Raw genomic sequence first — 15,989 nt, forward strand, 5'->3', positions numbered from 1 at the left:
TAATCTGCTGCCAGGAGGAAAAAGGGCCATCTTGTGGAAATGTATTAGTTATGGCCGGAGGTGAGAGGGTAGTGGCTTATTCTTTTCCTGAAGAGGACCGGGAATATTTAACAGAAAAACTGGCCATTGTCGGTGAACTGGCTGCCGGTATGGCCCATGAAATCCGCAATCCTCTAACTTCCATTCGCGGTTTTTTACAACTCTTACAAACTAAATTTGACCCCCAAGCCCTCGAGCAAGAATATTTTGCCATCATGTTTGACGAACTCGATCGCATCAATAATATTATTAAGGAGTTCCTATCTCTTTCCAAGCCTTCCCAGCCCCAGTTGCAGATAACTCCTTTTGGCCAGCTGGTGGCCGAAGCCCTGCTCCTGGCCGAGCAGGAAGCTATAATGCATGAGGTAAAACTGGTCCAGCACCTGGCACCAGAGCTGCCCCTTTTATGCCTGGATCCCGGCCAGATGAAACAGGTCATTCTCAATCTCACTTCCAATGCCATCCAGGCGGCCGGTCCAGGAGGCGAGGTAATTGTAGCTTCTTACCTGGATGCGCCTGCCGGCCAGGTCGTCACTACCATTCAAGATAATGGCCCGGGAATTCCCCCGGAACAACTGAAATTGATCTTTGAACCCTTTTATACCACCAAGGAAAACGGCACCGGTCTGGGACTGACCCTAAGCAACCGTATCGTTGCCAGCCATGGTGGTAAAATAGAAGTTACAAGCAAAGTAGGGGAGGGAAGTTGTTTCAGCATTTACCTGCCTGTAACTTAAACTGGAACCAGTGGATAAAGTGGATAACTATGTAGATAACTTTCTTTTATGTCAATATATGGATGGTGACAAAATGAAATTAACGAACAATGCCCGCATAATTCTCGAAAAACGTTACCTGAAGAAAGAAAATGGTGTCCCCGTAGAAACACCGGAGGAGATGTTCCGCCGGGTGGCCAGGGCCGTAGCCGGGGCGGAAAAAATTTTTAACCCCTCATTAACAGAGGAAAAAGTGGAGGAATATACCGAGCGTTTTTACCAGCTTATGACCAGCTGGGACTTTTTACCCAACAGCCCCACCCTGATGAACGCCGGCCGGGAGCTGGGCCAGCTGTCGGCCTGCTTTGTCCTGCCGGTGGACGACAGTATGGAGGCCATCTTTACCGCGGTTAAAGACGCGGCCCTGATTCATAAAAGCGGCGGGGGGACGGGCTTTTCCTTTTCCCGCCTGCGGCCGAAAAACAGCCCCGTACGCTCTACCGGCGGGGTGGCCTCCGGACCCGTATCCTTTATGAAGGTTTTCAATGCCGCCACCGAGGCCATCAAGCAGGGAGGGACCAGGCGGGGGGCCAATATGGGAATTTTACGGGTGGATCACCCCGATATCCTGGAATTTATCAGCTGCAAGGAAAATAACAATGAACTGACCAACTTCAACATCTCCGTGGGCCTGACAAAGGAATTCATGGAAGCCCTGGCCCGGGACGATTACTATGAGCTAAAATTTGACGGTAAAGTATACCAGAAGCTGAAAGCGCAGCAGGTATTCGAGGAAATCGTAAACCATGCCTGGGCCAACGGCGAACCGGGCATCATTTTCCTGGACCGTTTGAATGAAGATAATCCCACTCCTGAACTGGGAGAGATAGAAGCCACCAACCCTTGCGTGACTGGCGATACCTGGGTGACTACAAGTGAAGGCCCGCGCCAGGTATGGGAACTGGTGGGCCGCCCCTTTACAGCAGTAGTCAACGGCCGGCCCTACGCCACAGATAAAGAAGGCTTCTTCAAGACGGCGACAAAGCCGGTCGTCAGCCTGCACACCCGGGAAGGATACAGTGTCCGGCTCACCGCTGACCACCGGGTGCTGCGCGTGGTTGAACGGACGCGCTACCGTATTGCTTCCGAATGGGTCCCGGTCAAAGAGCTGAAGCCCGGCGACCAGATTCTCCTGCATAACCACCGCCCCCTGGCAGGGTGGCCTGGCGAACTGACGGAAGGTGAAGGTTACCTCCTTGGTCTCCTGGTCGGTGACGGCGTCCTCAAGAAGGACAGCGCTATTCTTTCCGTCTGGGCCAGGGAGAAGGCAGTTGGCGACCTGCAGGCAGAAGACGGTACAGCCTCAGTCATGAAGCTGGCTTTAAGCTACGCCAGAGCATTACCCCACCGTTCCGACTTTACCGGCTGGATGGCCGTTAAAGGGCGCGACGAATTCCGCCTCAAGTCAGCCAGTCTGAAAATGCTAGCCGGGCGGATGGGTATGGGGCCCGGTGTCAAGACCGTTACCCCGGCAATCGAACGTGCTTCGTCAGACGGCTACCGGGGCTTCCTACGGGGTCTGTTTGACTGCGATGCCTCGGTCCAGGGGAGCCAGCAAAAGGGCGTTAGCATCCGCCTGGCCCAGAGCAACCTTGATCTCCTGCGCACGGTACAGCGCATGCTCCTTCGCCTGGGCATTGTCAGTACCATTTATGCAGAACGGCGTCCGGCCGGTAGCCGGCCCTTGCCCGATGGTAAAGGAGGTACCCGGGAGTATGAGATCAAGGCCCAGCATGAGCTAGTCATCAGCGGGGATAACCTGGCCTTTTTCGCCGAGCGGATCGGCTTTGGCGATGTCGACAAGGCTAGGAAATTAAATTCACTCCTTGCGTCTTACCGGCGAGGAATGAATCGTGAGCGCTTTACAGCCACGGTCCTTGCCATCGAAGATGACGGGATCGAAGACGTATATGACGTCCAGGTTCCCGGCATCAACGCCTTCGACGCCAACGGCATCTACGCCCATAACTGCGGGGAACAGCCTCTCTTACCTTATGAAGCCTGTAACCTTGGCTCCCTGAACCTGGCCAATATGGTCCGGGAGGGCGGCGTAGACTGGAAGAGGCTTGCGGAAACAGTTTACTGGTCGGTACGCTTCCTGGACAACGTTATTGAGATCAATGAATTCCCCCTCGAAAAGATAAAGGCCATGGTCATGGGTAACCGGAAAATCGGCCTGGGAGTCATGGGCTGGGCCGATATGCTTTTCTTGCTCCGGATTCCTTATGATACAGAAGAAGCAGTGGAGCTGGGCCGCAGAGTCATGGCCTTTATTCAAAAAGAAGCCCGCCAGGCTTCCCGGAAACTTGCGGAAGAGCGGGGCAGCTTTCCCAATATCGACAGGAGCATTTACCGGGGGCAGAAGCTCCGTAATGCCACCTGCACCACCATTGCCCCTACCGGTACCATCAGCATGATTGCCGGTACCAGTTCAGGGATAGAACCGGTTTTCGCCCTGGCCTATACTAAAAACGTTCTTGATGGCGAAAGTCTTATTGAAGTTAACCCTGTTTTCCGGGCTTATATAGAAGAAAACTTTGCCCCGAACGAGGCCAGGTTAATTTTCCAGCAAATTGCCGCTGGGACAAGTATCCATGATATCAAGCAGATCCCGCCGGATATGCGCCGGGTCTTTACCACAGCCCTGGAAATCGCCCCGGAGTGGCACATCCGCATGCAGGCCGCCTTCCAGGCCAGTACCGATAATGCCGTCTCCAAAACAGTTAATTTCCCGCCCAGCGCCACGAGGGAAGATGTGCGCCGGGTTTACGAGCTGGCCTACCAGCTAGGTTGTAAAGGGGTGACAGTTTACCGTTCCGGCAGCCGGGAACAGGAAGTGCTTGTCAGCGGCACCAAAAATATTGCTACCAAAATTCCCTCCAGCCAGAAAACCCATCCCCGGCCGCGGCCGAAACGTACCTGCGGTGTTACCGAGCAGGTTAAGACGGGCTGCGGTAAAATGTATATCACCGTCAATTATGACCAGGAGGGTTTAATCGAAACCTTTATCACCACCGGCTCTTCCGGCGGCTGCAGCGGTTTTACCGAAGGTGTCAGCCGGCTGATTTCCCTGGCCCTGCGGGCCAATATTGCCCCGGAGGCCATTATTGACCAACTCACCTCGGTAAGCTGCCCCAATTTCTTACGGCGCCGGGCCACCGATAAAAGTATAGTCGGTAAATCCTGCCCGGACATCATCGGCCGCGTCCTAGCCCAGGAGCTAAAAAATTGGCACGACCACGGTTCTTACCAACTACCATCTGATTTCAGCGCCCGCGCCCTGGCCGAGATTAGCGCTACCATTGAAAACCAGCAGCCCAGTTTCCAGCCTTTAAGCCCGGCTGAAGAAGCCGAACTCATCCAGAAAGGCATCTGCCCGGAGTGCGGTTCTAACCTCCATTTCCAGGAAGGCTGTGTCACCTGCAGTTGTGGCTTCAGTAAATGCGGTTAAATTTTAGCCGTTGTAAGAACTCACGTGAATTGCCCGGTAGCCTTCGGCTTCCAGAGCGGGTAAGAGAGCGCTGACATCATCCGTTGCCAGCCGCAGGACGACATAGGTATGGACATCGTCTTTATGGCGGTTGGCAACGTTAATAATATTGATGCCGGCGTCTGCTACCCGCCGGGCAATGTTAGCCAGGACGCCAATGCGGTCTTCTACTTCCAGGGTAACCCTCACACCCGGGCGCCGCAGGCCGAAGAGTTTAATCAAGGCCTCAAAGAGGTCGGTCTGGGTAATAATACCGACGAGCTTTTCCTTTTCCATGACCAGGAGGTTGTCGATTTTATGCTCCCGCATCAAAAGAGCCGCCTCTTCAATGGTCATATCCGGAGGAACGGTAATAGGGCGTTTAATCATGGCATCTTTAACCGTCATCTTGGCTACCAGGTAATTAACTTCAAAGGCGCTGAGAGTTGAAGCCGGGGAAGGAGAAACCCTCAAGATATCCCGTTCAGTAACCAACCCTACCAGCCGTCCATCCTGGACCACAGGTAAGCGCCGGATTTTATGCTTCTTCATTAGCTCGAGGGCATCCAGGACGGAAGTCTCCCTGGTAACTGTAATGGGATTGGGAGTCATATGGTCGCGGACAAACATCCCGGCTAACCTCCTTTGTTAATGTCTAATTAATTTTATTTCGTTTACCCTTTTATAAATCCTGCCGGCAAGCAGGAAGAACATTATAAATATTTTTGGCAGGGGAAAGCACATGCTAATTTATGAAGTACCCGGACGCAGGATAGAAATTCACCAGGTTGTCCTGGACTTTAACGGTACCATTGCCTGCGACGGCCAGCTCCTGCCGGGGGTGGCAGGGCGCCTGCAGTCCCTGGCGGAAAGGCTTAAGGTTTATATCCTGACGGCTGATACCTTCGGCACAGCTGCCGCCGCCTGCCGGAACTTGCCGGTGGTATTAACAAAAGTCGACAGCCAGGCCGGCGGGCCGGATAAGGAACGGATAATTACGGAATTAGGAGCAGAACATACAGCTGCCATTGGCAATGGCGTCAATGATGCTCAGATGCTCGGCCGGGCCGCCTTGGGTTTGCTGGTTTTAGGACCCGAAGGAGCCGCCTTCCAGGCCATGCAACAGGCGGACATGGTTTTCACCGATATCCTGGACGCCCTTGATTTCCTCTTAAAACCCCAGCGGGTAGTAGCTACCCTGCGACCGTAGTGATATAATAAGGATAATGCCACCTGAAGAAAGGCGGCTTAAAGTTGCATATAGGTATTTTTACAGATAGTTATTTGCCATATACCAGCGGGGTAGTCAGATCCATTGTCACCTTCAGTAATGAACTACGGCGCCTGGGGCACCGGGTATCCATTTTTGCTCCCAGCTATGGTAACTCCAGGCCCGAAAAAGATATCTACCGTTTCCATTCACTAAGGGCACCAACCTTTAAAGAATTTGCCCTGGCCATCCCGGTGGCGCCGGCTTTACCCCGGGTCTTGCGGGAGTTAAGGATTGACCTTATCCATGTACATTCCCCTTTTTTAATGGGGCAACTGGGGGCACGGATGGCCAGGCAGCTGGGGTTACCGCTGGTGGCCACTTATCACACCCTTTATGAAGAATATGTGCACTATTTTCCCCTGGCACCCAGGCTGATGCGCAAAGCAGTCCGCCATTATACCGTATCTTTTTGTAACCGTTGCCAGCTGGTAATTACACCGACAGAGGTTATTACCGCTTACTTACGGGAAAACGGCGTCAAAGTACCGGTGGTTAGTATCCCCACTGGTATTGAACTGGACCGCTTTCAAAACCTCGATTCCACCTGGTTGCGCAAATACCTACAGCTGCCACCGGAGGAAATCATTCTCCTCCATGTCGGGCGCCTGGGTAAGGAAAAAAACATCACCTTTATCCTGCAGGCCTTTGCTTTTGTACACCAGCAGGTACCGGATACCCGCCTAGTTCTGGTGGGCAGCGGCCCCTTAAAGGAAACTCTGCAAAGCCAGGCCCGTTCTTTAGGAATCAACCAGGCCGTCACCTTTGCTGGGTCTTTTCCCTTTGAACAAATGCCGGCCGTCTATGCGGGGGCCGACTTGTTTATTTTTGCTTCAGTCACCGAAACCCAGGGACTGGTAATCGCGGAAGCCAAGGCTGCCGGCCTGCCGGTAGTAGCCGTTAAGGCCTACGGTGTCGAGGAAATGGTTGTCAATGAAAAAGATGGTTTTTTAACTTCGTTAGATATAAATACCTTTAGCGCCTGTGTGTTGCAATTAGTTAAGGATTTAAGCCTCCGGCGGCAGATGGGCGAACAGGCCCGTCAAAATGCCGCAGCCTTTGCAGCAGCAGCCATGGCCCGCCGCCTGGAGGCCCAGTATCAATTATTATTACGTTAAATTTAGTAAAGATATTATGATAGGAGTGTTGTCGTTTGTCGAAGGTTCGTGTCCGTTTTGCCCCCAGCCCCACCGGCAGCTTACATATCGGCGGGGCCCGTACAGCATTGTTTAACTGGCTTTTTGCCCGGCACCATGGCGGTGCCTTTATCTTGCGTATTGACGATACCGATATGGAACGTTCAACGGATATTTCCTACCGGGAAATCCTGGCTGCCATGCGCTGGCTGGGCCTGGACTGGGACGAAGGCCCTGAAAAGGGAGGCCCTTATGGACCATATCTTCAGTCCCAGCGGCTGGAGTTTTACCGCCGGGAAGCAGCACGCCTGTTAAATGAAGGTAAAGCCTACCTCTGCTACTGTACCGTGGAAGAACTCGCCGCCCGGCGTAAGATTGCCCAGGCCGAAGGTCGCCCCCCCATGTACGACCGCCGCTGCCGTTATCTTACGCCGGAAGATCGTACCCGCCTGGAGAAGGAGGGTAGGCAGCCGGTTATTCGCCTGGCGATCCCCGACCAAGGGACAACGACGGTCAGGGATATTGTTCGCGGTGAAGTTACCTTTGAGAATGATACTATCGATGATTTCATCATTGTTAAATCCAATGGCATGCCAACCTATAATTTTGCCACCGTGGTTGATGATCACTTAATGCAAATCAGCCATATCATCCGGGCAGAGGAGCACCTCTCCAATACTCCCAAACAGATACTTGTTTATGAAGCATTGGGTTATGAGATGCCGGCCTTTGCCCATGTACCCATGATCCTCGCCCCCGACCGCAGCAAGTTAAGTAAACGCCACGGTGCTACTTCGGTAGAAGAATACCGTGATGAGGGTTACCTGCCGGAAGCGATTATTAACTATCTAGCCCTGCTGGGGTGGTCTCCTGAAGGCGAAGAAGAAATTATTCCCCTGGAAAAGATGGTTGCCAGTTTTTCTCTAGAGCGGGTTTCTAAAAATGCGGCAATATATGATACCAAAAAGTTAACCTGGATTAATGGTCACTACTTGCGAGAGGGTGATCTCGACCGGATTACCCGCCTGGCCATCCCCTTTTTACAGGCTAAAGGGCTCCTTCCTGACCCGTTACCGGAGGAGGACTATGACCATGTCCGGGCTGTCATCGCTGCCGTCCGCGACCGGGTTAAGACCTTGGCCGAAGTGGCCGATGCCGCCAGTTACTTCTTTACCGATGTAACCTCCTATGAGGAAAAGGGTGTCCGCAAGTACTTCAGCAAACCAGGGGTAGCCGCATTGCTGGATGAAGCCAGGGAAGAGCTAGCAGCTTTACCCCAATTTACCGCCGCGGCAGCAGAAGAGGCCTACCGCACCCTGGCAGAAAGGAAGGAAATAAGTACGGGGCAGCTTTTCCATCCCACCCGCCTGGCTGTCACCGGCCGCACTATGGGCCCCGGCCTCTTTGAAATTCTGGAACTCCTGGGTAGGGAAACCGTCCTCGAGCGCCTGTCCCGGGCTTCCAGGTGGATCCGGGAAAACCTGGGTTAGAAAAAGGGCAGGGGGCCAGTATTAGCATACTGGCCCCCAAATAAGTAAAATCCCCTTTCCATCTGGAAAGGGGATTAAATTCTGGCTGCGGGACCAGGATTCGAACCTGGGCAACATGATCCAGAGTCATGGGTGCTACCGCTACACCATCCCGCATCGTTTTTTCCGCGCAACATGTATATTAGCACAAAACTATGTTAAAGTCAAGCGTACCCGGATTCATTTTTGGGGTTTCAGGCCAACCTGTAAGTTACAGCAATCTAACTCTATAGACAACTTAGCGCGAGCATAAGTTGCTGGCCCCTTCGACGAAGGGCAGGGCGCCCTCCCGGTCGGCATAAAACACGGGCCGCTACCCTTGACAGTATTTTAACCCCGCGTTATATTTGAAACAACTTGAGGGGTGATACTTTTGCGGACCCGCATCCTGGTTGTTGATGACGACGCCAAAATAACCTCCATGCTAAAAAGGGCTCTGACCTACGAAGGTTATGAGGTAGAAGTCGCCAGCAACGGGCATCAGGCCCTGGCCCTGGCGGCCAGCCAGCCCGATCTCATTATCCTTGATATCATGCTGCCCGGCATTGACGGTCTGGCCGTATGCCGGCAGTTGCGGGCCCACAGTGATATTCCCATCCTCATGCTGACGGCTCGGGATGATACCGCCGACCGGGTCCTGGGCCTGGATACCGGAGCCGACGACTACCTGGTTAAACCCTTCGCCCTGGAAGAACTGCTCGCTCGCATCCGCGCCCTCCTGCGGCGACGGTCGCGGGGCAAAGAGGCAGAAATCCTCCAGTACAGCGATTTATCCTTAAATACTGCCACCCGGGAGGGAAAAAGGGGAGGACGCACCTTCACCCTCACGGCCAAGGAATATGAACTCCTGGCTTATTTCCTGCAAAATCCCCTCCGGGTCCTTACCCGCGACGAACTCATGACTCGCATCTGGGGTTATGATTTCAGCGGCGAATCCAACGTCCTGGAAGTTTACATTGGTTATTTACGTTCCAAGTTGGAAGCCGGGGGCGAACCGCGCCTCATCCAGACGGTCCGCGGGGTGGGCTACGTCCTTAAGGAGCAACAGCCATGACCCTGCGCTGGCGTCTAACCCTTTTAGTCACTGTTATCCTGACCCTCACCTTTCTCGTTCTGGGAAGCCTGGTCTATATTCTCATGGGCCGCTATCTAACCAGCGCCATTGATCGTTCCCTGGCCTTCCGTGCCAAGGAGGTTATCAGTTCTATAAAAGTTGAAAGCAATTTCCTGCGCCAGCAGCGCATCACCCTGCCCGATGTCAATGTTTTTGCTGCACCCGATATCTTTTTGCAAGTAGTCGATAGCGAGGGCTTTGTCGTTACCAGATCCAGCAATCTAGGTCGCCAGACCCTGCCCGTAGGACCCCAAACCTTAATCCAGGCCCACCAGGGAATTGATTTCTTTACCACGGAGTCTATTGATAATTACCCCTTAAGGATTTATAATGTTCCTCTTATGCTCAAGGGCCAGCCGGTGGGCATACTGCAGGTAGCCCGTCTCCTCAGTCCCGTAAAAAAAACCTTGAGTGACCTGCGGCGGGTACTTATCTTCCTGGGCCTGGTTGCTGTTTTGATTGCCACCATCCTGGGATATATCCTGGCCCGGGCAGCCCTCAGGCCCATTGAGCGCCTGACCCAGGTAGCGGCCCAAATAGGGGAGGGAAGGGACCTGGCCCAGCGCGTCCCCTACCATGGCCCCATGGACGAGATCGGCCGGCTGGCGGCTACCTTTAATGCCATGCTGGGGCGCCTGCAAAGAGCCTACACCCGGCTGGAGGAAGCCTACAGCGCCCAGCGCCGCTTTGTCGCCGATGCTTCCCATGAACTGCGTACTCCCCTGACTACCATTCGCGGCAACATCGATTTATTGCGCAAAATGAAGGGTGCCGACATGGCCACCCAGGAAGAAGCCCTGGCCGATATTGCCAGCGAAGCTGAACGCATGAGCCGCCTGGTCAATGATCTCCTCACCCTGGCCCGGGCGGACGCCGGGCTGGAAATCAAACGCGAGCCCCTGGAAATAGCCGGGCTTTTACAGGAAATAGTCCGCCAGGCTCCCCTGCTGGGCGAGGCAACTTTTACAGCCAGGGGCCTTGAAAGCCTCACCGGACAGCAGGTTCTGGGCAACCGGGATTATTTAAAGCAGCTGCTCTTTATCTTGCTGGACAACGCTTTTAAATATACTCCTGCCGGAGGCAGGATCGAGTTGGCGGCAGCAGTTGAACATGAAAAACTGATAATCCAGGTGAAAGATACCGGTCCCGGCATTGCTCCTGAGGATCTGGAGCACATTTTTGAACGTTTTTACCGCGCCGACGCCACCCGGAGCAGCGGCGGTACCGGCCTGGGGCTGGCCATAGCCCGCTGGATTGTCGAGCAACACCAGGGGGAGATCAAGGTAGAAAGCAGGGTAGGGGAGGGCACCACTTTCATGGTTATCCTCCCGTTGTTAAAGGCCATATAATTTCTTATCATTTTCTCAGGTTAATTTCATCTTTTTCTTAACAGAAGTGGATAAAATAAACTCCAGGAAGGAGGTGAAATCTTGACTAAAATCAAAAAGCGCTTCAGCCTGGTTTTAATCCTGGTGCTGGTCATAAGCCTGGTTGCTGCCGGTGTGGCCATGGCCCAGGCCAATCCTTCTTCCCAGCCCGGGGCCAGCCTGAAACAGCTCTACCTGGAAAAGCTGGCTGCTAACCTGGGGATAGATGTAAGCCGGCTTCAGGAAGCCATGAAAAACGCCGGGCAGCAGGCTGTGGAAGCCGCCCAGGCGTCCGGTTTAATCGACAGCGACAAAGCCCAGAAGCTGCAAAAAGCCCTGGAAGAGGGGTACTGGCCCGGGTTTGGCGGTTTTAAGCGGCCCGCCCACGGTTGGGGATACAAATTTGGCGACGAAATCGCCACCGCCCTGGGAATTACGCCGCAGGAGTTGCGCCAGGAAATCCAGGCTGGCAAAACCCTGGAGCAAATAGCAACGGAAAAGGGCCTGACCCTGGCCCAGCTTAAAGAAAAGTTAATTAATGAAGCTAAAACCCAATTAGATCAGGCTGTAGCCAGCGGCAAGCTGACACGCGATAAGGCCGATAAAATTTTAAACAATCTAGAGCAAATGGACCTGAGCAAATTTTTCCAGCACAAGCAGCCCCGTTAGCGTTCCTCTCACACCTCCTCTAGCCATAGATAAACTTTAAAGCCACCACGGTATTTCCGGCGGTGGCTTTTTTTGCATGTTCAAAGTTAAAATATCAAAGAATTTTACTCAGGAACGCCCTGGTGCGCGGGTTCTGGCAATTATTAAAGATCTGGTCCGGTGTTCCTTCTTCAACAATCAAACCCCCATCCATAAAGAACACCCGGTCGCCTACTTCCCGGGCAAAACCCATTTCATGGGTTACAACCACCATGGTCATGCCCTCCCGGGCCAGATCTTTCATTACTGCCAGTACCTCGCCGACCATTTCCGGGTCCAGGGCCGAGGTGGGTTCATCAAAGAGCATTACCTTGGGCTGCATGGCCAGGGCGCGGGCAATGGCTACCCGCTGCTGCTGGCCTCCCGAGAGCTGTTCGGGGTAAGAATCGGCTTTATCGCTTAAACCCACCCTGGCCAACAGTTCCCGGGCCAGTTTTTCAGCCTGGGCAGCTGGCAGGCGGCGCACCTTAATAGGTGCCAGGGTTATATTCTCCAGCACCGTCTTATGGGGAAAAAGATTAAAGCGCTGGAAGACCATACCTACTTCCTGCCGCACGGCATTAATATCGGTCCGGGGATCCGTCAGAGAGATGCCGTCAATAATGATCTCCCCCCGGGTGGGTATTTCCAGTAAGTTGAGACAGCGGAGAAAGGTGCTTTTCCCGGAGCCGCTGGGACCGATGACGACTACAACCTCTCTGGGGGCAATTGTACAGTTAATCCCACGCAAAACTTCCAGGGAGCCGAAACTCTTGTGGAGGTCCCTAACCTCGATCATGGTCACCGGTCCTCAGCCTCCTTTCCAGATAATCCACCAGGCGGGAGATGGTAAAGGTCATAACTAAATAAATAAGGGCCACCGCAAAGTAGACCTCAAGAGGTCTGAAGGTAGCGGCGCTAATCAGCTGCCCATGGCGGGTCAATTCCACGTAACCGATAACGGAGAGAAGAGAGGTATCCTTGAGCATAGCGATAAATTCATTACCTAAAGGTGGAATAACTCTCTTGAAGGCCTGGGGCAGGACGATATACCGCATGGTCTGCCTTTCCGTCATGCCCAGGGAACGGGCCGCCTCCACCTGGCCTCTTTCAATGGATTGAATACCGGCCCGGAAAATCTCGGCCACATAGGCGCCGCTATTCAGGCTGGTAGATACCGTAGCAGCCACAAAGACAGGGATGTGGGTGGTTTGTAAGAGCTGGGGCAAGCCAAAGTGGGTCATTAAAAACTGTTGCCCTTCATTCAGTAACTGGGGAAAGCCATAATACACAATAAAGATCTGGACCAGTAAAGGCGTACCCCGGAAAAAATCAACATAACACGTAGCCAGAAAACTGGTCAGCCGCCGGCGGGAGAGGCGACCCAACCCGGCAATAAGCCCGAAAACGCACCCTAATGAAACGGCAACCAGGGTTATCTTTAAAGTTTGCACGGCCCCCAGCAATAAATAGGGCAGGGATTGGATAACTAAGCCCAAAAAAATTTCACCTCACTAGACCCGGAACAGCAGTATGCGTAACACCGGACGGTGTTACGCATACTGTTTGATTCCCAGGAACTTATTGTTTCTGCTGCGGCGGTTCGCCGGGCAGGAAAGCAGGCGGCTCTTGGCCGAACCACTTCTTATAAATCTCAGCATACTGGCCACTGGCCTTAAGGGCCTTTAAGCCGTCATTGATCTTATGCAAGACTTCCGGTTTACCTTTGGGAACGGCAATACCGTAGTACTCAGCCGACCTTACATCGCCAACAATCTTGATATCTTTATTGCCCTGCTGGATGTAATAGGCGGTAACAGGCAGGTCATTTACCACAGCGTCGACACCGCCATTTTTCAGTTCCAGGAAGACATCCGGTACTTTATCCAGTTCAGTGACTTTGGCCCCGGGGATCTTTTTCGCTTCTTTGGCACCGGTGGTACCGATCTGGACGGCAATCTTTTTGCCCTTTAAATCATCAAAGCCCTTGATGGTATTGTTATCCGCCTTTACCGCCACCACCAGTCCCGACTGGTAGTAGGGGAGGGAAAAATCTACCGCTTTCTTACGCTCATCATCAATGCTGATCCCGGAGATGGCCAGGTCGACGTTGTTGGTCTGTAGGGCCGTAATTATACCATCAAAGCCCATCTCTTTAATTTCCACATCAAAGCCGGCTACCTGGCCGATGGCCTTGATCAGGTCGACATCGAAACCGGTAAATTCACCCGTCTTCATATCCCGGAATTCAAAGGGCGCAAAGGTAGCTTCCAGAGCTACAGAATATTTGGGCCTGCTGGAGGTGCTGGTACCGGAAGCGGCTGGCTTGGTTTGTGTATCAGGACCTTTTTCCTGGGAAGCGCCGCTGCCGCAGCCGGCCAGGCCAGCGACTAAAAACACCAGCACCAGTAAGCTAAATATCTTTTGCCACGCCTTCATGAACTTTTTCCTCCTTATACAAATTATCACTTGCCACCGGGCAACAATCTAATATTTATTCGCTTTAATTAATAAAAATCCTGCCGCGGTAGGTGAATTCTTGACAGGTTATCGCTGGAAATGGATAATAAAATCGGTGAGTTGCATTGCCAAAACAGCTCCTGGCTGATACCGCCCTTTTACTGGTAACCTTTATCTGGGGAACTACTTTTGTAGCCGTGCAGCGGGCTTTAACCGGTATCGGGCCTTTATATTTTGTCGCCCTGCGCTTCCTGCTGGCCTTTATTTTTTTAGCCCTTGTAGCCTGGCGGCACTGGTTTGCCATTGACCGGTTTACCTTGGTTAACGGCAGCCTGGTGGGCCTTTTTTTAAGTGGGGGTTATATCTTTCAAACCCTGGGCCTAAAGTTTACATCAGCAGCCGGCGCCGGTTTTATCACCGGTTTATCGGTAGTCCTCGTACCCCTGTTAAGCGCTATTTTCTACCATAACTTACCAGGTACCTTCACCATAACCGGTGCCTTTGCCGCAACCATTGGCCTGGCTCTCCTGACTTTAAATGCGGGTTTAGCCTTTAATCCCGGTGATTTTCTGGTCCTCCTGGGCGCCCTTTGTTTTGCCGGCCAGATTTTACTGGTAGAGCGTTATGCCAGCCGCCATAACTCCTTGCTCTTTACCGGCGTGCAGCTGGGCACCGTTGCCGTAGTTGCTTTTTTGCTGGCCCTCCCCGGTGAAAGGTTACCGGCCAGGTTTACTCCCGCCGTCTGGCAGGCGTTCCTGCTTACAGCCCTGCCGGCCACCTCCCTGGCCTACCTCATTCAAAACAAAGTCCAGCAGTTTACCACCGCCGCCCATACAGCCATTATCTTCACCATGGAACCCGTTTTTGCCGCCCTGGCAGCCTATCGCTGGGGCCAGGAGACCCTTACCTGGCGCCAGGGGGCCGGTTGCCTGTTCATCCTGGCCGGCATGCTCCTGGCGGAGATTGAGGATAATAACAATGTCCAGTTTCGAAAAATGTGATAATCATTAGACCCGGAGGAAGGTATGAAAATGCTGCGCCTAGGAGCCCACCTTTCCATAGCAAAGGGATTGCCGAAAACCGTAACTATGGCCGCAGAGATAAAGGCCAATACCTTCCAGTATTTCACCCGCAACCCCCGCGGCGGCGCGGCCAGGGAAATCCCCCCTTCAGAAATAGCCACCTGGCAGGAGGCCAGACAAAGGGCCGGCCTCTATCCCATTGCCGGCCACCTGCCCTATACCGTCAACCTGGGAGCTGTGCCAGGCAGGCAGCAGGAATTTGCCCGTATGGTACTTCATGATGACACCTTGAGGGTGGCTGCTATCGGGGGCGAATACCTGATCACTCACCCCGGCCATTACGAAGGCGACCGCGAGGCCGCTTTGGAGAGGATTATCCAGGTGATCAAAGAGTCCTATTTAAGTATCCCCGGTCCGGTCCCAACGCTTTTACTGGAAACTATGGCCGGTCAGGGAAAAGAATTAGGTTCCCTTGAGGATTTGCGTTACATCCTGGCGGGCCTGAACTGGCCGGATAGGGTGGGTGTTTGCCTGGACTCGGCCCATCTATTCGCCGCCGGGTGGGACCTGCGAACCCCATCAGGCTGCCGGCAACTGGTAAAAGAGTTAGAAGCAGAGATCGGTCTGGAGCGGATCAGGGTCATGCATTTAAACGATTCCCTGGTACCCCTGGGCAGTCACCGGGATCGCCATGCCGGTATCGGCAGGGGAGAACTGGGGGAGCAGGGGATAGCTGCTATTGTCAATGATCCTTTTCTTCGTAAGTTAACCATGCTTTTAGAAACCCCGGTAAGCAACTATAAAGAATACGGGTCTGAAATTGCCCTGGTGCAAAAACTATGTCTTGACGGCTCATGGGAATCTGTGCTATAATAAATACCGGGTTGAGGCCCTATCGTCTAGTGGCCTAGGACGCCGCCCTCTCACGGCGGTAACCGGGGTTCGAATCCCCGTAGGGCTACCATTCCTTAAAATCGAGGCTTCAGCCGGATTAGCCCCCTAAAAGAGAGCGGTAACGCTAGAAGGGGGCTATTTTCGTGGGCAAAATTGTCGAGGTCAGTTCTAATTTTCCATGGCGGGACAAGCAAAAGGCGCGAGTCATTGGCATATCCAATCTAAG

At 53.3% G+C, this 15,989-nt stretch carries 14 protein-coding genes and 2 tRNA genes; 11 read left to right on the plus strand and 5 right to left on the minus strand.

Translation table 11 applies throughout. The features are described 5' to 3' along the window. Positions 1–71 precede the first annotated feature (71 nt). Together FLZ89_RS14835 and FLZ89_RS14840 are read left to right on the plus strand one after the other, a co-directional pair. Complete coding sequence (locus FLZ89_RS14835; protein ID WP_141264423.1) at positions 72–776, plus strand: two-component system sensor histidine kinase NtrB; 705 nt, start codon at positions 72–74, stop codon at positions 774–776. 73 nt (positions 777–849) lie between these two features. After that, positions 850–4,266 (plus strand): LAGLIDADG family homing endonuclease, encoded by a 3,417-nt coding sequence (locus tag FLZ89_RS14840; RefSeq protein ID WP_141305211.1) that lies wholly within the window; start codon positions 850–852, stop codon positions 4,264–4,266. A gap of 3 nt (positions 4,267–4,269) precedes the next feature. Here the strand turns inward: FLZ89_RS14840 and FLZ89_RS14845 are convergent, their stop codons facing one another. Beyond that, positions 4,270–4,914, minus strand: coding sequence for a CBS and ACT domain-containing protein (locus FLZ89_RS14845; protein WP_141264421.1), 645 nt, complete (start codon positions 4,912–4,914; stop codon positions 4,270–4,272). Between the two features lie 112 nt (positions 4,915–5,026). Between FLZ89_RS14845 and FLZ89_RS14850 the strand changes: the two genes are divergently transcribed. Genes FLZ89_RS14850 through gltX form a run of 3 tightly spaced genes read left to right on the plus strand, consistent with a single transcriptional unit; the run spans position 5,027 to position 8,180 of the window. Then, entirely contained in the window at positions 5,027–5,494 is a 468-nt protein-coding gene (locus FLZ89_RS14850) for an HAD family hydrolase (RefSeq protein WP_141305212.1), read from the plus strand. Positions 5,495–5,538: 44 nt separating this feature from the next. Next, on the plus strand, positions 5,539–6,672 hold the full coding sequence (locus FLZ89_RS14855) for a glycosyltransferase family 4 protein (RefSeq protein WP_141305213.1): 1,134 nt from the start codon (positions 5,539–5,541) through the stop codon (positions 6,670–6,672). A gap of 35 nt (positions 6,673–6,707) precedes the next feature. Next, positions 6,708–8,180: a glutamate--tRNA ligase gene (gene gltX, locus FLZ89_RS14860; RefSeq protein WP_141264418.1), complete on the plus strand. Its 1,473-nt coding sequence runs from the start codon at positions 6,708–6,710 to the stop codon at positions 8,178–8,180. An 82-nt stretch (positions 8,181–8,262) separates the two neighbouring features. Here gltX and FLZ89_RS14865 read toward each other — a convergent pair. Further along, positions 8,263–8,336, minus strand: a tRNA-Gln gene (locus FLZ89_RS14865). A 256-nt stretch (positions 8,337–8,592) separates the two neighbouring features. Between FLZ89_RS14865 and FLZ89_RS14870 the strand changes: the two genes are divergently transcribed. The 3 genes from FLZ89_RS14870 to FLZ89_RS14880 all read left to right on the plus strand — a co-directional run bounded on the left by FLZ89_RS14870 (position 8,593) and on the right by FLZ89_RS14880 (position 11,369). Continuing rightward, positions 8,593–9,273, plus strand: a complete 681-nt coding sequence (locus FLZ89_RS14870; protein ID WP_141264417.1) for a response regulator transcription factor — start codon at positions 8,593–8,595, stop codon at positions 9,271–9,273. Beyond that, complete coding sequence (locus FLZ89_RS14875; protein WP_141305214.1) at positions 9,270–10,682, plus strand: sensor histidine kinase; 1,413 nt, start codon at positions 9,270–9,272, stop codon at positions 10,680–10,682. Before FLZ89_RS14870 ends, FLZ89_RS14875 begins: the two co-directional genes overlap by 4 nt. An 81-nt stretch (positions 10,683–10,763) precedes the next feature. Continuing rightward, entirely contained in the window at positions 10,764–11,369 is a 606-nt protein-coding gene (locus FLZ89_RS14880; protein WP_141264415.1) for a hypothetical protein, read from the plus strand. 94 nt (positions 11,370–11,463) lie between these two features. Here FLZ89_RS14880 and FLZ89_RS14885 read toward each other — a convergent pair whose 3' ends face one another. The 3 genes from FLZ89_RS14885 to FLZ89_RS14895 form a co-directional block, all read right to left on the minus strand. Next, a complete protein-coding gene (locus FLZ89_RS14885; RefSeq protein WP_172613736.1) occupies positions 11,464–12,186 on the minus strand; it encodes an amino acid ABC transporter ATP-binding protein in 723 nt (240 codons plus the stop codon). Beyond that, positions 12,173–12,886, minus strand: a complete 714-nt coding sequence (locus FLZ89_RS14890; protein ID WP_141264413.1) for an amino acid ABC transporter permease — start codon at positions 12,884–12,886, stop codon at positions 12,173–12,175. Before FLZ89_RS14890 ends, FLZ89_RS14885 begins: the two co-directional genes overlap by 14 nt. Before the next feature lie 82 nt (positions 12,887–12,968). Beyond that, complete coding sequence (locus tag FLZ89_RS14895; RefSeq protein WP_141305215.1) at positions 12,969–13,826, minus strand: basic amino acid ABC transporter substrate-binding protein; 858 nt, start codon at positions 13,824–13,826, stop codon at positions 12,969–12,971. Between the two features lie 146 nt (positions 13,827–13,972). Between FLZ89_RS14895 and FLZ89_RS14900 the strand changes: the two genes are divergently transcribed. From FLZ89_RS14900 to FLZ89_RS14910, 3 genes are all read left to right on the plus strand, one after another. Beyond that, the gene (locus FLZ89_RS14900) at positions 13,973–14,848 is read left to right on the plus strand and encodes a DMT family transporter (RefSeq protein ID WP_141305216.1); all 876 of its coding nucleotides are present in this window, start codon (positions 13,973–13,975) and stop codon (positions 14,846–14,848) included. A 30-nt stretch (positions 14,849–14,878) separates the two neighbouring features. Then, a complete protein-coding gene (locus tag FLZ89_RS14905) occupies positions 14,879–15,742 on the plus strand; it encodes a deoxyribonuclease IV (RefSeq protein ID WP_253256510.1) in 864 nt (287 codons plus the stop codon). A 15-nt stretch (positions 15,743–15,757) separates the two neighbouring features. Further along, a tRNA-Glu gene (locus FLZ89_RS14910) sits at positions 15,758–15,833 on the plus strand. Positions 15,834–15,989 lie beyond the last annotated feature (156 nt).

Source organism: Moorella sp. E306M (assembly GCF_006538385.1).
Taxonomy (GTDB): Bacteria; Bacillota; DSM-521; order Neomoorellales; family Neomoorellaceae; genus Neomoorella.